Genomic DNA, 22,680 nt, shown 5'->3' with positions numbered 1-22,680 from the left:
TTTACACATCACATATTGCAACCCCCTCAGCAAGGGAGGCCATTTTATCCTCTTTTTTAGGGATGAATTCGTGAGAGACATAGCCTTTATAGCCTGTTGCCAAAATAGCTCTCATCACTGCCGGGTAATTGATTTCTTGATCATCCCCTAGTTCATTTCTACCTGGATTACCAGCGGTGTGATAATGCCCGATGTATTCGTGGTAATCTGTAATATTTCTGATCAAATCCCCTTCGTCTATTTGCATGTGGTAAATATCAAATAGCAGCTTAAAGTTAGGACTTCCAAGTCTTTTGCAAAGCTCTACACCAAATGCTGATTTATCACATAGGTAATCTTTATGATTGATTTTGCTATTCAAAAGCTCCATCTGGATAATCACTCCATGCTTTTCTGCAATCGGAAGAATTTTCTCCAAACCTTCCTGACAGTTTTTCAATCCAGTCTCATCATCCATACCTCTTCTGTTTCCTGAGAAGCAGATCAGATTTTTGTATCCTGCTTCGGCTACTAAAGGAATCATCTCGGTATAGTTTTTAACCAATTGATCATGGTATTTGGTCTCACCAAAACCTTCAGTTAAGCTAATCTCCGCTCCATTACACATGGAAGAATATATCCCATGTTTCTTTAGTGTATCCCAACCTTTCGTCCCAATAAGATCAACGCCTTTGATACCGATTTTCTTTACCTCAACACAAAAATCCTCCAAACTGTAATCCCTGAAACACCAGTGACAAACACCATGAGTTATATTCCCTTTTAGAGCTTTAGGTTCTTCTTTCATATCAAATGAGGACAAACTGCCGAATGCAGCACCCCCTACAATTAGTTTCTTGAAAGAATCTCTTCTTCCATTATCTACAGGTTTGGTCATTTTGTTCAATTGTAAATTTTAGTTTGCTCTTTTTTAAAAAGTGCCGTGAAAAGTAACAAAACCATCACAGAAATACCAGAAGGAATCAACCAAATTGACTTCCAATTGTGAATCCCTTCATTTACCAAATAATAATTGGAGATTTGGCCTGCTGCCCAAAACCCTATGAGCATCCCTACCCCATAGGTAGCCAATGTGATCATTCCCTGAGCGGAAGATTTGTATTTTTCACCAGCATGTGAATCGGTATAAATCTGCCCACTTACGAAGAAGAAATCATAACAAATACCATGAAGACCAATCCCGACCAAAAGCATCCATACCCCTTCATTTGCATCACCTAAAGCAAACAATAGGTACCTCACAGCCCAAGCCAGCATGGCGACAAAAAGGGTTGTTTTTACTCCAAAACGGGAAAAGAAAATCGGTAATGCAAGCATAAAAACAACTTCCGAAACCTGCCCCATGGCCATTTTTCCTGTTGAGTTTTCCAAACCAATTTCAGTTAGAAATGGGCTGGCATTTTGATAGTAAAATGCCAAAGGAATACAGATCAGAATGGAGCAAATAAAGAAGATCGCAAAATTTCTATCCTTCAAGAGCTTCAATGCATCAAGGCCTATCACCTCCGAAAGTTTGAATTTTTCAGCTGATTTTGCTTTTGGAGGGGTCTTGGGAAGGAAGAAACTATAAAGTCCCAGCACAAAAGAAACTCCACCTGCCATCAACCAGGTATATTTCAATAAGCCATCGTCCAAGCCCATTTGACTATCCCATCCTAAAAAACTGATCAAAATACCAGCAGTCACCCATCCGATTGTCCCCCAAACCCGAATCACTGAAAATTCTTTTTCGGGATTATTCATTTGGTTAAATGAAATCGAATTGACCAATGCGAGGGTTGGCATAAACAGAATCATGTACCCCAATAGAATCGGGAAAAAACCTGAAAAATCTGTTGCAGAATATAACCCAAACATCAATAGCGCTCCTAGCACGTGAATTATTCCAAGGATTTTCTCTGCGTTAAAATATCGGTCAGCAATTAAGCCAACGATGAAAGGAGCGATGATTGCCCCGAAAGATTGGGTAGAAAAGGCAAGTGAGATTTCTTGATCTTTTGCCATCAAATTGGCACCTAAAAAAGTCCCCATAGTCACAAACCATGCCCCCCAAATAAAGAACTCCATAAACATCATCAATGAGAGCTGAAATTTCGTGCGGATTAGCATAGAGTTTTAGATTAGTAAACTGGAAATATCCCTATTTAGGAAAGAAAGTTTAAACTTTTACCATTTTACTTTATTTTAAGGCTTTGATTGGTAAGTGAAAATCTTTGGATAAAAAGAATTTTGAAAGCCATTTATACCATACTGAAGCTATTAATCAATTATCTATTCACCTCGATTAAAGTGTCGAGGAATTTCAGCTAATTATCGATTATTTCAACCTGTTAATTCCAGAATAATCTATTCTATTTTACCCATGTCAACAACAAAAAAATTAAAGATTGGACTAATAGGCGGTGGTCCTGGATCATTTATCGGCGCCATCCACCTCAATGGTGCATTGATGGATGGGATGTTTGAACTAGCTGCCGGTGCATTTAGCTCCAATCCCGAAAAATCCAAGATCCGTGGAGAGGAGTTAATGCTGCCATCCGAGCGAGTGTATGCGAGCTATGACGAAATGTTTGAAAAAGAACTTCAGCTGCCTGAATCCGAAAGGATTGATGTAGTTTGTATCGTCACTCCCAACAATGTCCATTTTGACCCTACTGTAAAAGCCCTAAAACACGGTTTTCATGTCGCGTTGGACAAACCCCTGACTTTAAATTATCAAGAGGCAAAGGACCTTTATAGAATTGTAAGCAATTCTGATAAGCATTTTCTTTTGACGCATACCTATTCCGGTTATCCTATGATCAAGCAGGCAAAACAGATGATTGCCAACGGAGAAATCGGGGAAGTCAGAAAAGTCTATGTAGAATATCCTCAGGGCTGGCTCTGGAAATTACTGGAATCAGAAAACAACAAACAAGCGGCCTGGAGAACTGATCCGAGCAAAAATGGCTTGGCGGGCTGTATGGGAGATATCGGAACCCATGCCTTTCATATGGCTGAATATGTTTCTGGCCTAAAGATGACACATCTCTGCGCTGACCTTTACATCAAAGTTGATGGCAGGCCAATTGATGACGACGGAGTGGTTTTGATGCGTTTCGACAATGGCGCTTCTGGAGTTTTGATGGCTTCTCAAACTGATACTGGAGCAGAAAACAATCTAAAAATCCGTGTTTATGGAGAAAAAGGTGGTTTGGAATGGGAACAAGAGCTCAATAACACCTTAACCGTAAGATGGCCAGACAAACCAGATCAGATTTATAGGGCTGGCACAGGCTATTTAGGATCTCTTGCGAATGAAAATACTAGAACTCCTGCAGGACATCCTGAGGGATATGTGGAAGCCTTTGCTAACTTGTATCGAAATTTTGCGCGATGTATCTATGCAGAGCAAAATGGAGAAACTCCCAAGCCGGAATGGCAGGATTATCCAGGCATTGAAGATGGCATCAGAGGGATGGCATTCATCGATCACGTTTTAAAAAGTAACAAATCAGACCAAAAATGGACTCCATTTGTCGTTGAAAAATAAGTTAAACTCAAAATTCAAACCTGTACCGAGCGATATTCATTCTTAAATTTGAATGACCTTGGAATAAACCAAAATTGAAAATGAAAACTATTAAAGGACCCGCCATTTTTCTTGCACAGTTTGCAGATGATCAGGCTCCATTTAACAATTTAGAAAACATCTGTAACTGGGTAGCTGGCTTAGGCTATAAAGGCGTTCAGATCCCAACTTGGGATAGCAGATTAATTGATCTTCAAAAAGCCGCAGAAAGCAAGACTTACGCAGACGAAGTAAAAGGAATCGTAGAAGCTGCCGGAATGCAGATCACAGAATTATCTACTCACCTACAAGGACAGTTGGTAGCTGTACATCCAGCATACAACGAGCTTTTTGACGGCTTTGCGCCAGCAAACCTAAAAGGAGACTTGAAGGGCAAAACAGAATGGGCTACGCAGCAGTTAATGTATGCAGCGAAAGCTTCCCAAAACATGGGATTGACAGCACATGCTACATTTAGTGGAGCATTGATGTGGCACACTGTTTACCCATGGCCTCAAAGACCCGCAGGATTGGTTGAGACCGGTTTTACCGAATTGGCAAAAAGATGGACTCCTATCCTAAATGAGTTCGATAAAAATGGAGTGGACGTTTGTTATGAGCTTCATCCTGGAGAGGATCTTCATGATGGCGTTACTTTCGAAATGTTCTTGGACAAAGTAAACGGTCACAAGCGTGCAAATATCCTATATGATCCAAGTCACTTCGTATTACAATGCTTGGACTATTTACAATTCATTGATTTCTATCATGATAGAATCAAGATGTTCCACGTAAAAGATGCTGAGTTTAACCCAACTGGTAAACAAGGTGTGTATGGTGGATTCCAAGGATGGGTAGAGCGTGCTGGCCGATTCAGATCTTTAGGAGACGGACAAGTTGATTTTGCTGGGATTTTTAGCAAACTTTCGCAGTACGATTACGATGGATGGGCCGTTCTAGAGTGGGAATGTGCAATTAAGCATCCAGAGCAAGGAGCTGCAGAAGGCGCACCTTTCATCGATTCACATATCATTAGAGTCACTGAAAAAGCATTTGACGACTTCGCTGGCGTGGGTGCCGATGAGGCATTCAACAAGAAAATCTTAGGAATTTAAAACCCCATATTAATTACTACAAAAATGAAAATCACAAAACCGTTAAACCTGGGACTAGCTGCATTGGCTGGATTGGCTTTCGCTTGCGGAGGTGCTGAAAAATCATCTGAGACTACCACTGTAGCAGAAACAAAGCCTGCTGAGCCGGCAAAAGAAATGAGCCTAGAGGAAAAATATCAGAATGACCCGATTTATATCAAAGGTCTTGAAAAATTAAAAACCTCAGATTGTACTTCTTGCCATATGGTAGAAAGAAAGATTGTAGGACCTTCTTATGCGGATGTAGCTGCTAAGTATGAAAGTACAGATGAAAACATCACCATGCTTGCTGAGAAAGTAATCGCAGGTGGTGTGGGAGTTTGGGGTGAAGTGCCGATGCCTCCACACCCAAATGTAAGTTTGGAAGACGCCAAAGACATGGTGGCTTATGTATTGTTGCTAAAGAAATAAGAGAATGAACAAAAGATCTTTAGCCGTTTTGGCTTTGGCAGGAATTCTTGCCTCTTGTTCTGGAGAGAAATCTACAGAAACTGAAGTTGTCGAAATGGCAGAAACCGAAACTACACCAGAGTCTGAGTGGATCCCACTTTCTGACGGGTCTACTTTTGCCGGATGGCATAAATACGGCGGTGGTGAAGTAGGCAAAGCCTGGAAGATCGACGAAGAAGGTACTATTTACTTAGACGCCGGAAACAAAGATGGATGGCAAACAGGTGACGGTGGCGATATTGTGACTGATGAGGAGTTTGAGAACTTCCACTTCAAGTACGATTGGAAAATCGGTGAAAATGGAAATAGCGGGGTAATCTTCTATGTGCACGAGGCTCCGGAATACCAATACCCTTGGAATACTGGTATGGAAATGCAGGTATTGGATAACGAAGGCCATCCTGATGCTAAAATCATCAGCCACAGAGCAGGTGATCTTTACGATTTGATCGTTAGCAGTGAGGAAACAGTGAAGCCTTGGGGTGAGTGGAATCATGCTGAGATTATTGCAGACCATGGCAAACTGGAATTAATTCTGAACGGAACAACCGTAGTAAGCACTACGATGTGGACCCCAGAATGGGAAGCCCTGATTGCAGACAGTAAATTCAAGGACATGCCTGGATTTGGTACTTTCAAGAAAGGAAGTATTGCGCTACAGGATCATGGAGATCTTGTTTACTTCAAAAATCTTCTGATTAAGAAACTTTAAAAAAAAGAAGCTCTCGAAATTTCGAGAGCTTCTTTTTTTATAGCCTGGTGACATTGTCTTTTTTGATGTAGGCTATTTTATTTTTCCATTCCACCTCATACCAGATATCCTTACTGGATTTGATCTTCACTCTATGACCTGGTTCTACTCGGTCAACCAACTCTCCGCCCGCGCTAGGCTTTGATACAATCATGGTTGGACTTTGGGTGATCAAAGCTGTTCTTGGAGCTCTCAAGAAATTATTGGCCGCGAAAATCAAAATGATCAGCAAAACAGAAGGCCAATAATATCTAGCCTCTGCTATTTTCCTTCCATTTACCCAAAGCATGATTAAGGAAATCAACAGAAACAAGGATAAAGATCCGACGATAATCTCCTGATATTCGACAAGAAACAAGATAAATCGCTCTCCATCGCTCACCTCATACCCTACCAGATTACTTTGCCCAGTAAGGCTTTTTATCTTAGTAATTGTCTGAGAATTAGGGCTCAAATCGTAGTATTTACTCAGGTAAAGAGTCGCATGCTCTTTGTCTCCAATTCCCTCAGAAATGAAGGACATTTTGAGCAACATCGCAGGCGAATAAATACCTAGTTGATAGTTTTGCTGGTAAATTTCCATCGCTTCCTTGTAACTTCTTTGCTGAAACAAAGAATCTGCTTTTTCCAGAGCAATCACATCTGCCTGACAATTAATACTTTGTAAAAGGAAGATAATAAATATGAAAAATTTTGCAAGAAAGATTGAATTAGGGTTTGGCATTTATAAATCAGTAGCTTAAATTTGCAGTCCAATTACGACAATGATCTGGCAAAAAGCAAGGCCGGGGAGTCAATTTGAAAGTATAAATCCCACAAAAAAGTGGTTAAAATTTCTGAAAATTTTCAGACATCATGATTCCGTAGCTCAGCTGGTAGAGCAATACACTTTTAATGTATGGGTCCTGGGTTCGAGCCCCAGCGGGATCACTTAAATTGAAATCAATGGGTAGGGCGAGAAGCCTGTCCCGATAAGCGAAGCGATATCGGGAAGCCCCAGCGGGATCACTTAAATTAGTCAAAGCGATTTGGCAAAGAACAAGGTTTAACTTGCAAGGAGTTAAAAAGTATTTGAGTTTAAGAAGAAAGTTTCGGGGTGTAGCGTAGCCCGGTATCGCGCCACATTTGGGATGTGGAGGTCGTAGGTTCGAATCCTGCCACCCCGACTTTATTTACCTTTGAGAGATCTTAATGATTGATCAAAATTTTATCCAGGTCCTGTAGCTCAACTGGATAGAGCAACTGCCTTCTAAGCAGTAGGTTTCAGGTTCGAGTCCTGACAGGATCACTTTACGAAAGCGGAATTACGTTCCGCTTTTTATTTATATAAAGAGCAACATTCATTGCCAACTATTAGATTCCGTAGCTCAGCTGGTAGAGCAATACACTTTTAATGTATGGGTCCTGGGTTCGAGCCCCAGCGGGATCACTTAAATTGAAATCAATGGGTAGGGCGAGAAGCCTGTCCCGATAAGCGAAGCGATATCGGGAAGCCCCAGCGGGATCACAAAAGCAGACTAGAAATGGTCTGCTTTTTTTGTTTGCTTCTTTCAATCAATATTAAAACGGGCAAAGCCATTTTTTCAGGTCTTTTCAACATAAGCCCTTTTTAAAGCAAGTTTTGAATTGTCGATCGATTATACCCATAAAATTCCACTTGCGAATTCTACCATTTATTCTCAATGTTGGAATATGAAAAACCTGTTCATTGCTCTAGCTTTTTGTGCACTCCTATTTTCCTGTGAAAAACCTGTTTCAGATGCTCATTTTTACGATGAAGGCATTTCCATTGAATTAGCTGAATTTCGAAAGCATCAGGTTTCCGACATTCATTATCAACTGGATTTTTCTATTCCAGAAAAGCTGGAAGAACCTATTCCTTCCAAATTAATCCTAGAGGCTTCCATTTCCGACTTATCACATCCTTTAATATTGGATTTCCACGAAGAAAAATCTCATCTCAAAAGTTTACAGATTAATGGCAAGCCTTCTGAAATCAACCATCAAAATCAACACCTGATTATCCCTAAGGAAACACTAAAGAAAGGATCAAACACCATAGAAATAGAATTCATAGCAGGTGAACTTTCACTTAACAGGAATCAAGACTTTCTTTACACACTTCTTGTACCTGACAGAGCAAGTACGTTGTTTCCTTGTTTTGACCAGCCTAATTTAAAAGCAAACTATACCTTAAGCATTTCTGCTCCATCGGAATGGAAAGTCTTAGCAGGAGGCCCAGAAACTTCAAAAGAGGTGAATGGAGACTTCACTACCCATCACTTTGGGAAATCTGACTTGATGAGCACTTATCTTTTCTCATTTGTGGCTGGCAAATTTGAAGAGGCAGAATCTGAGGGTGATTTTCCACAGAGGATGCTTTACCGAGAAACGAATCCTGAAAAAATCAAAGCGAGCATTCCAGAAGTATTTTCTCTTCATTTAAAAGCCAAAAACTTTTTAGAAGAATACACCGATTACCCTTTCCCTTTTCAGAAGCTGGATTTTGCCACGATTCCTATTTTCCAATATGGAGGAATGGAGCATGTAGGAGCCATTCAATATCGCGAATCGGCGCTGTTTCTCGATGAGAATGCCACGAATACCGAATTGCTTTCCAGAGCAAAATTGATTGGACATGAAACTGCTCACATGTGGTTTGGGGATTTGGTAACGATGAACTGGTTTGAGGATGTCTGGATGAAAGAAGTCTTTGCGAATTTCATGGCGGGCAAACTCGTCAATCCGGCTTATCCTGAGATCAATCACGAGCTTTCCTTTCTGACGAACCACTACCCTTCCGCATATGGAGAAGACCGAACCAAGGGCACTAATCCGATTCGTCAGCAACTTGCCAATCTAAAGGATGCTGGATCACTTTATGGAAGCATTATTTATGACAAAGCCCCCATCATGATGCGCCAGCTGGAAACAGCAATGGGAGAAAAAGCTTTTCAAAGAGGGATCCAAAAATACATCAAGACATTTGCGAACAGCAATGCAAAATGGAGCGACTTGGTAGAAATTCTGGATCAGGAAACTGAAATTGATCTTCAGAGTTGGAGTAAAGTCTGGGTGAATCAATCAGGCAGACCAATTCTTTCCAACCAGATCAATTATTCTGATGATGGAAAAATCACCTCTTTCACCATTTCCCAAAAAGCAGAAGATGGCTCAGAAAAAGTTTGGCCACAGCTTTTCGATGTGACCCTGTTTTATCCTAATGAAATGAAGACCTTTTCAATTTCTCTAGAGTCTGAAACTTTTGATTTGAATGAAGCCCAAGGTTTAGAGAAACCAACCGCTATTCTCTTTAACAGCAATGGACTTGGATATGGGATTTTCCCGCTGGACTTGAATTCCTTAGACCAAATTCAAACCCTGGAAAATGAAGTGATGCGTGGGCAGTCATATATAAATTTGTTTGAAAATACACTTGCAGGAAAGATTTCGCCTGAGCAAACATTTGAAGTATTGAGAAATGGAATATTGGAAGAGAAAAATGAAATTTTGGCGAGATTGATTTCATCCGAAATGAATACCATTTTCTGGACTTTCCTAACTCAAGGACAAAGAGAAACGCAACTCCCAATACTGGAAGACCAGTTATGGAATTTGCTGCAGCAAGATATTTCCACAAACATGAAGAAAACCATTTTCTCTCTATACAGCGGGATTGCATATAATGAGAGCGGTCAAAATAGATTATATCAAGTCTGGAAAAAGAATATTGAGATTGAAGATCTGAAGTTAAATCCAGACAATTTCACCAGTCTTGCTATGACTTTGGCGGTATATGGTCATCCGAAATTTGATGAGATATTGACCGAAGAGAGAACCCGAATCAGCAACCCTGACAAACTTGCTCGCTTTGACTTCCTTCAACCTGCGCTTTCTCAAAATGAAAGTGATAGGGATGCCCTTTTCGAATCATTCAAACAAGATAAAAATCGTGAAAAGGAATCTTGGGTACTATCAGCCTGCGGTTATATCCATCATCCATTGCATCAGAAAAATGCAGTGAAACATCTTCCGCTTGCTTTGGATTTACTGGAAGAAATTCAAAAAACTGGAGATATATTCTTCCCTAAAAGATGGGTTTCTGTTACTGCTGGTCAATATTCATCTCCCGAAGCGGCAGAAATTGTTTCTAGCTTTTTGGATTCTCATCCTGACTACAACCCTATTTTGAAAAACAAGATTTTACAGGCAACAGATAATTTAATGCGTGCTCAAGAGATCACCAATTCCAAAAAGGATTAGAAGCTTAATGGATCCAAATGTTTAAAATGGCCGTTTTGTTTGATCTTCTCTTTGGCTTTTTCGATGGCTTTGATAGCCGGAATGATTCTTTTGAAATGGGAAATTAAAAAAGCCTGTCTTTCGCTTTCCGTAGTCATCTTCAGTAACGCCAGTTCCTCTTCGAGTTTGAGGCCTACTTTATGTGCATAGGTAAAAGAAGTAGTAGTCTCAGGATCAGGGTCAGTTGGGAATTTCAGCAGATACAACACTTCTTTTAAGTAGAAAAGAAACTCCAGATGCTGGACATTGCTGACTGTGTAATCATTTTCCAAGAATTCGACTTCCCCTCCAGCGTAGAGCTTCCCATCCATGGGATTTTCGAAATCAATCATTTTAAAAATCTTTCCTCCGACAGTTTTGATATCCAACCTACCATCTTCGTATCGATGATGTATTTCTTTTAGATTTACTTCTGTGCCATACTCCATCAAGTGATCTGAATAGACTAAAATACCAAAAGTGATATTCTCTTTTTCAACATCCGCGATCAATTGCCTGTATCTGGGTTCGAAGATATGGAGATTCAGTTCCTCCCCAGGAAACGCAACTAGTTTGAGTGGGAATAATGGCAATTTCATAACTCACTTTTTCCAGAATAAACGAAAAAAAGAACCGAACTAGTTTAGGTTAAAAAATAGAAAGGCAAAAAAAAGCCGGTCTGAACGACCGGCTCTCAATTTATTTTTTAGCGATATATGTCAATAAGTCAACGACTTTATTGGAATATCCCCACTCGTTATCATACCAAGAAACAACTTTCACGAATGTGTCAGAAAGTTGGATTCCTGCTTCTGCATCGAAGATAGAAGTTCTAGCATCACCGATAAAGTCATTAGAAACAACCGCATCTTCAGTATATCCTAAAACACCTTTCATGGTAGTTTCAGAAGCTTCTTTCATTTTAGCGCAGATTTCTTCGTACTTAGCTGGTTTTTTCAGTCTTACAGTCAAATCAACTACAGAAACGTCAGGAGTAGGAACTCTAAACGCCATACCTGTCAATTTACCATTCAATTCTGGAATAACTTTACCTACTGCTTTTGCAGCTCCTGTAGAAGAAGGGATAATATTTTGGCCTGCACCACGTCCACCTCTCCAGTCCTTAGCAGAAGGACCATCGACAGTTTTCTGAGTCGCTGTAGTAGCATGAACAGTAGTCATCAAACCTTCTTCGATACCGAAGTTATCGTTCAATACTTTTGCGATTGGAGCAAGACAGTTTGTAGTACAAGAAGCGTTAGATACAAATACCATGTCTGATGTGTAAGAACCTTCGTTCACACCCATTACAAACATAGGAGTGTCGTCTTTAGAAGGAGCAGACATGATTACTTTTTTTGCACCAGCGTCGATATGACCTTGCGCAGTTTCTTTGGTCAAGAAAAGACCAGTAGATTCTACTACATATTCAGCACCTACTTCATCCCACTTCAAGTTTGCAGGGCTTCTTTCAGAAGTTACTCTGATTGCATTTCCGTTTACTACCAATTTACCGTCTTTCACTTCGACAGTACCTTTAAATTGGCCATGAGTAGAATCATACTTAAGCATATATGCCATGTAGTCTACATCGATCAGGTCATTGATGCCCACTACTTGGATATCATCTCTTTCCTGTGCAACTCTAAAAACAAGTCGTCCGATTCTTCCGAATCCATTAATTCCAACTTTAATTTTGCTCATAATTATTATTGATTAGCGTATAGGTTTGATTTTTCAAACTTTCCCATCAGGCATGCCTCTTTTGGCTAAAAGTGGCTGAGGGATGGCTAAGTTATTATAAATTATTGGCTAGCCCAAACAGATTGAGATTCCTGTCAATCAGAATACCCACAATTTAAAAATCAATCGATTTCGGAGTTAAAATATTTTTCCTATCTGAGACCAAAAAAGGCAATTCTCAAAGAATTGGCTAATTTGGAACAAAGACTAAATCTTATGTTTGCCAAAGCAATTCAGGAAGTAGCCGGGTTTACCCGTGCTATTCACTCGATTTCCAGAAATTTCGAAGCTCAACAAGTACAGCGAGGTTCGGCCACACTTTTTTTTGTCAATGATCAGGGCTATGCACTTACCTGCAAGCATGTCGCTCAATGGCTTTCCCAAGCAGACAAAATCAATAAAGTATTTTCTCAATATTTAGCAGGAAAGAAAGACCTTAAAAAACACAAAAAACTCGCTTACCAGCTAGGATTAAAGTCCGATAAAACCTCAGAAATGAGAGTAACATTTGTGGATTGTGTGGATCAGATCAAAAACCTAAAAATCCATGCCCACCCGGAATATGATTTAGCGCTCATTAAATTCGAAGGATTCGAAAAAACGCTTTTCACGAATCAACCAAAATTCTTAAAAGACACCACTTCTGTTCATCCCGGCGATATGCTATGTCGATTAGGATTTCCCTTTCCCGAATTTTCCAATTTTCAACTGAATCTGGAAAAGGATGTGCTGGAATGGACTGCAAAAGGAAATGCCAGATCACCTAGATTTCCGATTGAGGGAATGGTTACCAGATTTTTAGGCGATAAAAACGGAAAAATTTATGGCATAGAGATGAGTACTCCTGGTCTAAGAGGGCAAAGCGGAGGACCACTTTTTGATGCTCTAGGGAGAATCATAGGAATGCAGAGTCGGACAAAACATCTCCACCTAGGATTTGATATTGAGGAGAAATCGATCATTGCCCATGGGAAAGAGAAAAAAGTAAATGACTACTCATTTATCCATTTGGGTGAATGTATCCATGTCAGCGTGATCAAAGAATTCCTTAACCAGCATCAAGTCTCGTTTGATGAGGGATAAAAAAGCCCCGATCTTTTTCAAGACCGGGGCTTCCACAATTCTATTTTACAATTATAGACTTGCCAATACTTCATTCAAAGTCGCACTAGGTCGCATTGCCTTCGAAGTAAGTTGCTCGTCCATCTTATAATATCCACCAATGTTTAAAGGAGTGCCTTGGCTGCCATTCAATTCAGCTACAATTTGCTCTTCTTTTTCAGTCAAAGCCTTTGCAAGAGGAGTAAACCTTGCTTTTAGCTCAGCATCTTTATTTTGATCAGCCAAAGCCTGAGCCCAATATAGCGCTAAGTAAAAATGACTTCCTCGGTTATCCAATTTACCTACCACTCTAGCAGGAGACTTGTCATTTTCCAGGAATTTCCCAGTAGCAGCATCCAGCGTTTCGCCTAGAAGCAATGCTTTCTCATTATGGAAAGTTTGACCCAAATGCTCCAATGAAACCGCTAAAGCAAGGAACTCACCCAATGAATCCCAACGCAAGTGTCCTTCTTTTACAAATTGCTCCACGTGCTTCGGTGCTGATCCACCAGCTCCTGTTTCAAACAAACCACCACCATTCATCAATGGTACAATGGAAAGCATTTTTGCTGAAGTACCTACTTCCAAAATCGGGAACAAGTCAGTCAAGTAATCTCTCAATACATTTCCCGTAACGGAAATAGTATCCATTCCTTCCTTGATTCTTGCCAAAGTGAAATTAGTAGCTTCAATCGGAGACATTATATGAATTTCCAATCCATTCGTATCGTGATCAAGCAAGTAAGTATTCACCTTTTTGATTAATTCCTGATCGTGTCCTCTTTTTGGATCCAACCAGAAAACAGCTGGTGTATTGGAAAGTCTAGCTCTAGTTACGGCCAACTTCACCCAATCCTGAATCGGTGCATCTTTTGTCTGACACATTCTCCAAATATCTCCAGCTTCCACCGGATGAGAAAGAATCACCACGCCATTTTCATCGATCACCTCTACAACTCCCGCTGCTGAAATTTCGAATGTCTTGTCATGAGACCCGTATTCTTCGGCTTTTTGCGCCATCAAACCAACATTAGGTACAGAGCCCATAGTTGATGGATTAAACGCTCCGTGTTTCTTACAGAAATCAATTGTCGCTTGATAAACACCAGCGTAACTTCTATCTGGAATTACAGCTTTAGTGTCCTGAGATTTTCCTTCTTTATTCCACATCTGACCAGAAGTACGGATCATAGCAGGCATAGAAGCATCAATAATCACATCACTTGGTACATGGAGGTTGGTAATTCCTCTATCAGAATTTACCATCGCCAAATCCGGACTATCCGCATAGCAAGTATCGATATCAGCCAAAATCTCAGCTTTCTGATCTGCTGGAAGTTTTTCCAAATTTGAAAGTAGGTCTCCGAAACCATTTCTAACATCTACTCCCAAAGCTTCAAATGTAGCTGCATGCTTTGCAAAAACTGGCTCAAAGAAAACATTGACAGCATGTCCGAAAATAATCGGATCAGAAACTTTCATCATTGTTGCTTTCATATGAATAGAAAACAAAACGCCTTGAGCCTTAGCTTCTGCTTTTGCTTTTTTCAAGAAAGCTTTCAAAGCAGATACACTCAAGGTCGACGCATCGATTACTTCGCCTTCCTGAAGCTTCAGACCTGATTTCAAAACTTCTTTACTTCCATCCGTTTTGGTCAGTTGGATCGTCACAGAAGTAGCATGCGTCATTGTGTGGGACTTTTCACTTCCGTAAAAATCGCCTTCTGTCATACTATCAACATGAGACTTAGAATCTGCAGTCCATTTTCCCATTGAGTGCGGATGTTTTTTGGCATATTCTTTCACTGCCAAAGGAGCTCTTCTATCTGAATTTCCTTCTCTTAAAACAGGGTTTACTGCTGATCCTTTGATTTTATCATATTTTGCTTTAACCGTTTTTTCCTCTTCGGTCTTTGGTTCCTCAGGGTAATTTGGAAGAGCATAACCTAAATCTTGAAGTTCTTTGATCGCCGCTTTCAACTGAGGAATAGAAGCTGAAATATTCGGAAGCTTCACAATATTTGCCTCAGGAGTTTTTGCAATTTCACCGAGCTCTGCCAATGCATCAGGAATTTGTTGCTCTGGAGTCAGGTATTCAGGGAAATTGGCGATGATTCTACCGGAAAGTGAAATATCTCTTGTTTCTACTTTTACCCCTGCAGAGCTTGTATAAGCTTGAACAATCGGTAGTAAGGAATACGTTGCCAAAGCTGGCGCTTCGTCAGTCAACGTATACAGGATTTTTGGAGTTTGGTTACTCATGGTTTGATCAGGATTCTTAAAAAGAGTGGTAAGACCCTGAATTATAAAAATGGAATTTCACTCCACTTCCATTACTCAAATCTCATGCAATCAGAAATTTCAGAATACAGGGTCAGAAAATTTTGCGGCTAAATTACAGAAAATATCCTTGTTTCAAATTCGGTTCATCAAATCATCAGAACCCTTCATCAAAGCTTTTTACCCGATTGTAAAATTATCAGCATCCATCCAAGCTGGAAATTTTGCCCGATAACTTTCCAAATGCTCTGCTGATAAGGTGAAAAGTACCACCTTTTCCTCTTCAGCTGCATGGGCAATTACCTCTCCTTTGAAGTCATAACTTGACGAATGTCCGACGTATTCGATCTCATTTCCATCTTTCCCAACTCGGTTCACACCCGCTACATAACAAAGATTTTCTATCGCCCTGGCAGGTAATAATGCATCCCAAGCTGAAGTCCTTGTTGCCGGCCAAGAAGCCACATAAAATAAAAAGTCATAGGCTGCTTCTCCATTTTTCCAGTAGTTTCTAGAAAAAACAGGGAATCGAAGATCATAACAAACCTGAGGACAAATTTTCCAACCCTTCAAATCAAAAATAGGAAGCTCTAGTCCTGGGGAATAAGTTTCATCCTCCTTTGCCATCCTAAAGAGATGTCTTTTATCATAATGGGAAATTTCACCATTTGGACTGACCCAAAGGAGTCTATTAAAAAAATTGCCTCCATCATTGATGATCGCACTTCCGGTGATGACAGCCTGAGTCTGGGATGCCATTTGCATCATCCATTTACAGATCCCCAAATTCATTGGTTCTGCGAGTTCGGAAGCATCCATACTGAACCCAGTGGGGAACATTTCAGGAAGGATGATCAAATCGACCTTTTCGGATATCTCCCAAATCTTCTCTTCCAGTATCGCCAAGTTAGCCGTCTTATCTTTCCAATAAAGATCGGTTTGAACGAGTGCCACTGTTAATTTGGGAGATCGACTCATTTGACTGGATAAATCATTCTATAATCTGTCGATACTTTTCCTTTGCTGACATCGATCAACTTAGATTTTACCAAACGCTTTTTCAAACCTTTCAAGTAGTCGACAAAAAGAATTCCTTCTAAGTGATCGTATTCATGCTGAATCACTCTTGCAGTCATTCCAGAGAATTCTTCCTCTTTTAGATTCCAGTTTTCATCGTAATATTCGATGGTGAGTTTTTCAGGCCTGGTGATTTCAGCCCTTACTTCCGGAATACTCAGACATCCTTCTTCAAAACTGTAGTCATCACCATATTCATCCAAAATAATCGGATTGATGAAAGCTCTTCTGATACCGACTTCTTCATCTTCCTCATCAAGCATCAAGGTGCTATCTATTACAAAAAGCCTTACTCCTTGATTGATCTGAGGTGCAGCCAACCCTACGCCACTGGCGTTATCCATGGTAGCAAACATGTCTTTGATCATGGCATCAAGGGCAGTGCCTTCATTGATCTCTTCAGCTTCTTTCTTTAATATCGGGTTCCCGTAAGCTACTATGGGGTAAATCATTGTCTTTCTAAATACGATTGTAAAATTATTGCTGCGCTGACCTTATCCAGGTTTCCTGCTTTTTCCCGACGGTCTTTCTTTTTACTACCCATGGAAATCATGCTCTGCATGGCCATTTTAGAAGTAAACCTTTCGTCGATCAATTCTATTTTTTTTGAAGGAAATTCCTGCTCCAACTTTCCCTTCATCTCCATCACTTTTGGCGTCATTTCATTGTCTTTGCCATTGAGTCGGATGGGCAAGCCCAGAACGATGGTATCAACTTCTTCTTTGGCAAAATAGGTTTTCAGATACGCCAACAGACCAGAAGTCTCAATGGTTTCCATCGGATTAGCCAACATCCTAAGCGGATCGGTAACAGCCAAGCCTGTACGTTTGGTTCCTAAATCAATTGCTATAATTCTCGCCATCAGTTGGTCCTGATTTTTTTGCGGATTTTGCGCATTGCCTCACGCTCTAGTTCTATGGCTTTCGGAAAAAGTAATTGATCCTCAATCTGGGCATGGATTGTAAGTTCTCTTTCGAAATTTTGAAGCTCATGGTACAGAACTTTCATGGTCAGCGGGGCATTTTGTGGCAAAGAATAATCCTTTGTCAACTTCCTGATTCCTTCCATTTCATCATCATGAATTTCATGAACTTCAGAGAGTAAATGGATTGGATCTTTTTCCAGAATTTTCAAAGCATCAATTAAGCTATAATTATCATTCTCCACATCCTGCAAAAGAACGATTCGATTAAAAAGCCCACTTTCCTCTTCATGAATGTGATGGATAAAATCCTCCACAAAAAGCGGGAACATGATCCTCAGGTCTGCAATCAATCCTGCATACTCAGGCTCTGGAGTAATCCCGGAAATCAAATTTGCAAGAAAAGGAAGTTCCTGTCGGACAAAGTAATAATGCTTTCTTTTCAGGTATGCGACTAAAACTTCGATCGGATTGAGGTACAGCTCTTCATTGGTTGGCTCCTTTCTTAAAGCCCAAGCCTCCAATTCGGAAATAAGCTGATTGGGATGAACTTTGTGTTTTTTACAAACATCCTCCAATGCGTGAGTTTGATACTGATAAAAGCTAATACCAAAATAGTGGAGCACCGACGCGAAAACATAGTTTTCAGACACCAAGTCCCCTACCAAAGATTTAGTAAATGCATTTTCAGCCTTCATAGCACAAAAATAATTTTTTTTAACAGAAAAAAGGGTAATAAATTGGATCATTATCGTACCCCCTCGTATAAACATTCGTTAACTTTATAAAAAGTCACTTTTAAAACACTGGCAATTTGTGCTAGTTTATAATTCAATAGCAATAAAATAAGAAAGGTAAAGACGTGAGCGATACAAAAAACACGAAGGCCCAAATAAGGCTTCCAATAATTCTGGCACTGGCAATTTCTGCCGGTATCTGGATTGGGGCGACATTTGCTGAGCCTAAAAGTAACCAAAATGACCTGAGAGCGGCATTGTACAAGCTTCAGGAAATCATGACCTATATCAATAGAGATTATGTGGATAGCGTCAATACAAACGAATTGGTGGAATTTGGCATCACTAAGATGTTGGAAAACCTGGATCCACACTCCAGCTACATTCCTGCAAGAGATGCATCCTTGGCACAATCTCAGTTAGATGGAGAATTTGACGGTATCGGTGTAGAATTCGGAATTATCAGAGATACCATTTATGTGGTAGCTCCTTTGACGGGAGGTCCTTCTGAAGCCTTGGGCATTCAGTCTGGTGACCAAATCATTACTGTTGACGGAAAAACTGTTGCTGGAATCGGAGTAACCAACCGAGATGTCTTTGACCTTCTAAGAGGCCCTAAAGGGTCAAAAGTTACTATTGATATAAAAAGGAAAAATCAAGAGGATTTGATCCCTTATGAAATCACCAGAGATAAAATCCCTCAATACAGCATCAATGCTACCTATATGGTCAATGATGAAATCGGTTATATCAAAGTAACCCGATTTGCAGCGACTACCTATGATGAATTCAGAACCTCCATTGAGGAATTGAAAGCAAAGGGCATGAAAAAGCTGATCGTCGATCTGCAAGGAAACCCAGGTGGATACATGGGAGCTGCTATTAATATGGCGGATGAACTATTAGGACAAAGAGCATTGATCGTTTCTCAGGAAGGAAAAGTAGATCAGTACAGTCAAAAAGCCTTTGCGTTTAAGCCAGGATTATTTGAAGAAGGCCCAGTTATTGTTTTGATCAATGAGGGAAGTGCATCTGCATCAGAAATCCTAGCTGGCGCAATTCAGGATAATGACAGAGGTCTAATCGTAGGTAGAAGATCCTTTGGCAAAGGACTTGTTCAGTTACCGATCGATTTATCAGACGGTGGAGAATTGAGATTGACAATCGCAAGATATTATACACCATCAGGTAGATCTATTCAGAAACCTTATGGTGCCAATCACGAGGACTACGAACTGGATTATGTCAAGAGATTTGAACATGGAGAGTTTTTCTCTGCAGATAGCATCAGCTTCAATGACAGCCTAAAATACGAAACAGCGAAAGGAAGAACTGTTTATGGAGGCGGAGGAATCATGCCGGATTATTTCGTGCCGCTTGACACTACATTAAATAGCCGTTATGTAAATAGATTGTTCAATTCAGATTCTAACAGAGAATTTGTTTTGGAATATGCCAATAACAATAAAGATAAATTCGAAGACATGTCTGTCGAGGAGTACAAGGACAAATTCCAAGTAACAGATGCCATGCTTCAGGATCTAGTGGCAGTTGGTGAGAAAAACGATGTGAAATTTGATCAGGCAGATTTCAACAAGTCTAAGGACTATCTGAAAATCTTGGTGAAAGCTCATCTTGGAAGACAGCTATATGATGATAGTGCCTTCTACATGGTGGTGAATGACATCAATGAAGTTTACATGCAGGCCTTGAAATTATTTGACCAGGCAGAAAAAATCGCCATGGCTGATGACCTGAGTGATTCAGAAGAATAAGTTTGTTTCAATAAATATTAAAGGGCAGTTCGAAAGACCTGCCCTTTTTTTATATCAAATTTTACTTTCAATCTTTTCTTAAAAAGCTGACATTGGGTTTCTGAATTTTAAACTGAACTACATTTCTCCTATAATCAATAAAAAATGAAAGCCCTCTTAACCTTCCTCTTATTTACCGGAATAACCATGACCTCCTTTTCACAAATCAAAGTCAATCACATTGCAGTCCATGTTTCGGATCTAGAAACAAGTAAAAAGTTCTACGAATCCATCGTTGGGCTAAAAGAGATTGAGGAACCTTTCAAAGATGGACTCCATGCCTGGTATGATATCGGAGGAGGAGCAGCTTTGCACATCATTGAAGCACCAAATGTGCCTACTCAAATTTCAAAAGTAAATCACCTATGCTTTAGCATGGAAGACATGGATTCTTTCATCAAAACCCTTCAGGACACCAATTATCCATTTGAAAGCTGGCCAGGAGAAAAAGGAAAAGTCACTATTCGCGTAGATGGAATCAGACAAATTTATATTCAGGATCCAGACGGAATGTGGTTAGAGATCAATGATGATTATTAATTACTATGGTTATTCACAATCATGCCAGTGTCCTAAATTCTTTACTTATCTGGTCGGAAGACTGATGACCGAAGACCGAAGCAGCCTCATATCTTAAGGTTAACCTATCCTATACTGCTTTTGCTTCCTTATTGGCAAAAAAAGCAGATATCCTATTAATTAAAAACTTTAATAAAAATAAAAGCCCGGAATGTAGATTCCGGGCTTTTGTGTTTTAGTTATCATAGATGTTTTGTGGCCAGCTGTCATTTCCAAGATTGACATCCGGAAGGATTTTATCAGGATCCAAAACTACTGACTTCACTTTCTTTTCGGTTTTGATGATGTGATTCCACACATCTCCTCTTTGCCAGATTTCCACTGGAAGCGTAAATCTTTCCTTGGTATCATCATCATAAGTAACCTCAAATAATACCGGCATTGGGATTTCTCCTTTATTGGAAATGCTCAACAAATAATTTCCAGAGTAAGGGAAAACACCATTGATGCCAAGATCAATATTTCCATTTCCGTAAAACCAGCCATGCCAGAACCAAGAAAGGTTCTCGCCTCCTACATTCTCCATATGATTGAAGAAATCTGATGGCTGCGGATGCTTGTAAGCCCAAGTTTTGATGTAAGACTTAAAAGCATTGTCAAATCTCTCATGACCTAAAATATATTCTCTCAACATCAACAATCCCATTGCAGGCTTGTTATATGCGATCATTCCAAGATTGGAGGTATTCACCACATCAGGATAATTATCGATTCCTTCTCTGGTTTCTGAATTAAAGTAATTGACCGATCTTCTTGTCTGCTGCAAATTGGATGGATATTCACCGTTGTTAAAAGCCAAGGTGCTGTAATGGTTAATGAATGTATTGAAACCTTCATCCATCCATGCATATCTTCTTTCGTTTGAACCAACGATCATTGGGAACCAGTTATGGCCAAATTCATGATCTGTCACTCCCCAAAGACCTCTTCCTTTAGATTTGTAATGACAAAAATTCAAACCAGGGTATTCCATTCCACCAATCTCTGCAGCAACATTAGTCGCAGTTGCATAAGGGAATTCAAACCAGGTTTTAGAATAATATTCAATTGAAGCTTTCGAATATTCAGTAGACCGAGACCAAGCTTCTTCTCCATTTGACTCTTTAGGATAGACGGATTGAGCCAAAATGGTCTTTCCACTTGGAAGGTTGATTTTTGCAGCATCCCAAATAAATGTTTTGGAAGAGGCAAAAGCGATATCTCTACTGTTTTGAATGGCAAAATGCCAAGTAACAGTTCCTTCTTGCTTTGGTCTTGTCAATTCTGTATTTCCGATTTCTTCCGGTGAAACCAAATAAACGGTCTCATCACTTTCTTTTGCTTTCGCATAGCGATCCTGAAGCTCTTTGCTCAACACTTCTTTTGGATTCAATAATTCACCGGAACCTACCACGATGTGATCATAAGGAACAGTAATTTTGTAATCGAAATTTCCGTACTCCAGATAAAACTCTCCTGCACCAAGATATGGCTCCACATTCCATCCTTCAATCTGATCAAAAACAGCCACTTTTGGATACCACTGTGCCAAAGCATAGATAGTTCCATCCTCTACTTCCAGTCTTCCCATTCTATCCATTCCTTTTTCAGGAACTTTGAATGAAAAATTCATAGAAACAGTCGCTTTTCCTCCCTTTGCCGGAATAGGCTCAGCAAACCAAACCTGCATTCTGGTATCAGTAATTATGTGCTTATTTGAAGCTGCTCCTTTTGAACCAACTTTTGCTTCTAAATTACTGATATCAAAACCTCCATCAGTATCGCCATTATAGCGATTCCCCTGTACAGGAGTGGTCAAGGTTCCTCTTGAATCTTCAGTAAATCTGTTTTGCTCCAATTGCATCCAGATAAAATCAAGAGTCTCCGGACTATTGTTGGTGTAGGTCATAGTCACCTTACCAGTGATGGTATGTGCCTGATCATCCAGCGTCGCTTCGATCTGGTAATCCGCAGCATTTTGCCAATAACCAACTCCCGGCTTGCCTGATGCTGTTCTCGAATATGTACCGCGGCGGTCCATAAACTCGCCAAATTGACTTTGATTGTTTTCTTTTACCTCTTGGGCAATCGAATTGGTCACTTCTGCAAAACCGAATCCGGCCAAAAGAAGTGATAGAATTATTTTTCTTTTCATGTGTTAATTTTTTTTCAAAAGTCACATGGAATCTCGCATCTTAACCAAACAGCCTTCTGGGTGATGTTTTCGAAATGCTCGATTTCATACTTCTGTTAAATAATAGA

The 22,680-nt window shown here is 40.0% G+C and carries 19 protein-coding genes and 4 tRNA genes; 12 read left to right on the top strand and 11 right to left on the bottom strand.

The window, feature by feature from the left end; all coding sequences use genetic code 11:
- Window position 1: 1 nt before the first annotated feature.
- Window positions 2-877, bottom strand: a complete 876-nt coding sequence (locus tag FHS59_RS00250; RefSeq protein ID WP_184492412.1) for a hydroxypyruvate isomerase family protein — start codon at window positions 875-877, stop codon at window positions 2-4.
- Between the two features lie 5 nt (window positions 878-882).
- Entirely contained in the window at window positions 883-2,109 is a 1,227-nt protein-coding gene (locus FHS59_RS00245; protein ID WP_184492411.1) for a nucleoside permease, read from the bottom strand.
- A gap of 253 nt (window positions 2,110-2,362) precedes the next feature.
- On the opposite strand from FHS59_RS00245, the gene FHS59_RS00240 reads away from it, so the two are divergent.
- From FHS59_RS00240 to FHS59_RS00225, 4 genes are all read left to right on the top strand, one after another.
- Entirely contained in the window at window positions 2,363-3,532 is a 1,170-nt protein-coding gene (locus FHS59_RS00240; protein ID WP_184492410.1) for a Gfo/Idh/MocA family protein, read from the top strand.
- An 80-nt stretch (window positions 3,533-3,612) separates the two neighbouring features.
- Window positions 3,613-4,665 (top strand): sugar phosphate isomerase/epimerase family protein, encoded by a 1,053-nt coding sequence (locus FHS59_RS00235; RefSeq protein ID WP_184492409.1) that lies wholly within the window; start codon window positions 3,613-3,615, stop codon window positions 4,663-4,665.
- A gap of 24 nt (window positions 4,666-4,689) precedes the next feature.
- Window positions 4,690-5,115: a c-type cytochrome gene (locus FHS59_RS00230; RefSeq protein ID WP_184492408.1), complete on the top strand. Its 426-nt coding sequence runs from the start codon at window positions 4,690-4,692 to the stop codon at window positions 5,113-5,115.
- Between the two features lie 4 nt (window positions 5,116-5,119).
- Window positions 5,120-5,866 (top strand): 3-keto-disaccharide hydrolase, encoded by a 747-nt coding sequence (locus tag FHS59_RS00225; protein ID WP_184492407.1) that lies wholly within the window; start codon window positions 5,120-5,122, stop codon window positions 5,864-5,866.
- A gap of 37 nt (window positions 5,867-5,903) precedes the next feature.
- Here FHS59_RS00225 and FHS59_RS00220 read toward each other — a convergent pair whose 3' ends face one another.
- A complete protein-coding gene (locus FHS59_RS00220; RefSeq protein WP_317168124.1) occupies window positions 5,904-6,518 on the bottom strand; it encodes an SH3 domain-containing protein in 615 nt (204 codons plus the stop codon).
- A gap of 244 nt (window positions 6,519-6,762) precedes the next feature.
- Between FHS59_RS00220 and FHS59_RS00215 the strand changes: the two genes are divergently transcribed.
- From FHS59_RS00215 to FHS59_RS00195, 5 genes are all read left to right on the top strand, one after another.
- Window positions 6,763-6,835, top strand: a tRNA-Lys gene (locus FHS59_RS00215).
- Window positions 6,836-6,997: 162 nt separating this feature from the next.
- Window positions 6,998-7,071 (top strand) — tRNA-Pro (locus tag FHS59_RS00210).
- A gap of 48 nt (window positions 7,072-7,119) precedes the next feature.
- A tRNA-Arg gene (locus FHS59_RS00205) sits at window positions 7,120-7,193 on the top strand.
- 68 nt (window positions 7,194-7,261) lie between these two features.
- Window positions 7,262-7,334, top strand: a tRNA-Lys gene (locus tag FHS59_RS00200).
- Window positions 7,335-7,597: 263 nt separating this feature from the next.
- Window positions 7,598-10,168 carry a M1 family aminopeptidase gene (locus FHS59_RS00195; RefSeq protein ID WP_184492405.1) on the top strand — a complete coding sequence of 857 codons (2,571 nt, stop codon included), beginning with the start codon at window positions 7,598-7,600 and terminating at the stop codon, window positions 10,166-10,168.
- On the opposite strand, the gene FHS59_RS00190 is transcribed toward FHS59_RS00195, so the two are convergent.
- Together FHS59_RS00190 and gap are read right to left on the bottom strand one after the other, a co-directional pair.
- Window positions 10,165-10,785: an LON peptidase substrate-binding domain-containing protein gene (locus tag FHS59_RS00190; RefSeq protein WP_184492404.1), complete on the bottom strand. Its 621-nt coding sequence runs from the start codon at window positions 10,783-10,785 to the stop codon at window positions 10,165-10,167. The genes FHS59_RS00195 and FHS59_RS00190 overlap by 4 nt on opposite strands.
- Window positions 10,786-10,885: 100 nt before the next feature.
- A complete protein-coding gene (gene gap, locus FHS59_RS00185; RefSeq protein ID WP_184492403.1) occupies window positions 10,886-11,890 on the bottom strand; it encodes a type I glyceraldehyde-3-phosphate dehydrogenase in 1,005 nt (334 codons plus the stop codon).
- A gap of 255 nt (window positions 11,891-12,145) precedes the next feature.
- Here gap and FHS59_RS00180 point away from each other — a divergent pair, with 255 nt between their 5' ends.
- A complete protein-coding gene (locus tag FHS59_RS00180) occupies window positions 12,146-13,012 on the top strand; it encodes a S1 family peptidase (protein WP_184492402.1) in 867 nt (288 codons plus the stop codon).
- A 51-nt stretch (window positions 13,013-13,063) separates the two neighbouring features.
- On the opposite strand, the gene FHS59_RS00175 is transcribed toward FHS59_RS00180, so the two are convergent.
- From FHS59_RS00175 to FHS59_RS00155, 5 genes are all read right to left on the bottom strand, one after another.
- Entirely contained in the window at window positions 13,064-15,292 is a 2,229-nt protein-coding gene (locus FHS59_RS00175) for an NADP-dependent isocitrate dehydrogenase (protein WP_184492401.1), read from the bottom strand.
- Window positions 15,293-15,490: 198 nt separating this feature from the next.
- A complete protein-coding gene (locus tag FHS59_RS00170) occupies window positions 15,491-16,288 on the bottom strand; it encodes an amidohydrolase (protein WP_184492400.1) in 798 nt (265 codons plus the stop codon).
- Window positions 16,285-16,839, bottom strand: coding sequence for a peptide deformylase (def, locus tag FHS59_RS00165; RefSeq protein WP_184492399.1), 555 nt, complete (start codon window positions 16,837-16,839; stop codon window positions 16,285-16,287). The genes FHS59_RS00170 and def overlap by 4 nt, the downstream gene beginning before the upstream one ends.
- Window positions 16,836-17,249 carry a Holliday junction resolvase RuvX gene (ruvX, locus tag FHS59_RS00160; protein WP_184492398.1) on the bottom strand — a complete coding sequence of 138 codons (414 nt, stop codon included), beginning with the start codon at window positions 17,247-17,249 and terminating at the stop codon, window positions 16,836-16,838. Before ruvX ends, def begins: the two co-directional genes overlap by 4 nt.
- Entirely contained in the window at window positions 17,249-18,007 is a 759-nt protein-coding gene (locus FHS59_RS00155) for a hemerythrin HHE cation-binding protein (protein WP_184492397.1), read from the bottom strand. The genes ruvX and FHS59_RS00155 overlap by 1 nt, the downstream gene beginning before the upstream one ends.
- A gap of 164 nt (window positions 18,008-18,171) precedes the next feature.
- On the opposite strand from FHS59_RS00155, the gene FHS59_RS00150 reads away from it, so the two are divergent.
- Together FHS59_RS00150 and FHS59_RS00145 are read left to right on the top strand one after the other, a co-directional pair.
- Complete coding sequence (locus FHS59_RS00150) at window positions 18,172-19,821, top strand: S41 family peptidase (protein WP_184492396.1); 1,650 nt, start codon at window positions 18,172-18,174, stop codon at window positions 19,819-19,821.
- Window positions 19,822-19,965: 144 nt separating this feature from the next.
- Window positions 19,966-20,400 carry a VOC family protein gene (locus FHS59_RS00145; RefSeq protein WP_246388244.1) on the top strand — a complete coding sequence of 145 codons (435 nt, stop codon included), beginning with the start codon at window positions 19,966-19,968 and terminating at the stop codon, window positions 20,398-20,400.
- A 214-nt stretch (window positions 20,401-20,614) separates the two neighbouring features.
- Here FHS59_RS00145 and FHS59_RS00140 read toward each other — a convergent pair whose 3' ends face one another.
- Entirely contained in the window at window positions 20,615-22,573 is a 1,959-nt protein-coding gene (locus tag FHS59_RS00140; RefSeq protein WP_184492395.1) for a M1 family metallopeptidase, read from the bottom strand.
- Window positions 22,574-22,680: the final 107 nt, after the last annotated feature.

The organism is Algoriphagus iocasae (assembly GCF_014206875.1).
In the GTDB taxonomy this organism is placed as follows: Bacteria; Bacteroidota; Bacteroidia; order Cytophagales; family Cyclobacteriaceae; genus Algoriphagus; species Algoriphagus iocasae.
Note: the sequence above shows the minus strand (reverse complement) of the source record. Positions and strands in the feature narration are given on the sequence as shown.

Excerpts from the sequence above, each read along its gene's own strand:
- FHS59_RS00250 (WP_184492412.1), bottom strand. The coding sequence starts at position 877 with ATGACCAAACCTGTAGATAATGGAAGAAGAGATTCTTTCAAGAAACTA.
- FHS59_RS00245 (WP_184492411.1), bottom strand. The coding sequence starts at position 2,109 with ATGCTAATCCGCACGAAATTTCAGCTCTCATTGATGATGTTTATGGAG.
- FHS59_RS00240 (WP_184492410.1), top strand. The coding sequence starts at position 2,363 with ATGTCAACAACAAAAAAATTAAAGATTGGACTAATAGGCGGTGGTCCT.
- FHS59_RS00235 (WP_184492409.1), top strand. The coding sequence starts at position 3,613 with ATGAAAACTATTAAAGGACCCGCCATTTTTCTTGCACAGTTTGCAGAT.
- FHS59_RS00230 (WP_184492408.1), top strand. The coding sequence starts at position 4,690 with ATGAAAATCACAAAACCGTTAAACCTGGGACTAGCTGCATTGGCTGGA.
- FHS59_RS00225 (WP_184492407.1), top strand. The coding sequence starts at position 5,120 with ATGAACAAAAGATCTTTAGCCGTTTTGGCTTTGGCAGGAATTCTTGCC.
- FHS59_RS00195 (WP_184492405.1), top strand. The coding sequence starts at position 7,598 with ATGAAAAACCTGTTCATTGCTCTAGCTTTTTGTGCACTCCTATTTTCC.
- FHS59_RS00190 (WP_184492404.1), bottom strand. The coding sequence starts at position 10,785 with ATGAAATTGCCATTATTCCCACTCAAACTAGTTGCGTTTCCTGGGGAG.
- gap (WP_184492403.1), bottom strand. The coding sequence starts at position 11,890 with ATGAGCAAAATTAAAGTTGGAATTAATGGATTCGGAAGAATCGGACGA.
- FHS59_RS00180 (WP_184492402.1), top strand. The coding sequence starts at position 12,146 with ATGTTTGCCAAAGCAATTCAGGAAGTAGCCGGGTTTACCCGTGCTATT.
- FHS59_RS00175 (WP_184492401.1), bottom strand. The coding sequence starts at position 15,292 with ATGAGTAACCAAACTCCAAAAATCCTGTATACGTTGACTGACGAAGCG.
- FHS59_RS00170 (WP_184492400.1), bottom strand. The coding sequence starts at position 16,288 with ATGAGTCGATCTCCCAAATTAACAGTGGCACTCGTTCAAACCGATCTT.
- def (WP_184492399.1), bottom strand. The coding sequence starts at position 16,839 with ATGATTTACCCCATAGTAGCTTACGGGAACCCGATATTAAAGAAAGAA.
- ruvX (WP_184492398.1), bottom strand. The coding sequence starts at position 17,249 with ATGGCGAGAATTATAGCAATTGATTTAGGAACCAAACGTACAGGCTTG.
- FHS59_RS00155 (WP_184492397.1), bottom strand. The coding sequence starts at position 18,007 with ATGAAGGCTGAAAATGCATTTACTAAATCTTTGGTAGGGGACTTGGTG.
- FHS59_RS00145 (WP_246388244.1), top strand. The coding sequence starts at position 19,966 with ATGAAAGCCCTCTTAACCTTCCTCTTATTTACCGGAATAACCATGACC.
- FHS59_RS00140 (WP_184492395.1), bottom strand. The coding sequence starts at position 22,573 with ATGAAAAGAAAAATAATTCTATCACTTCTTTTGGCCGGATTCGGTTTT.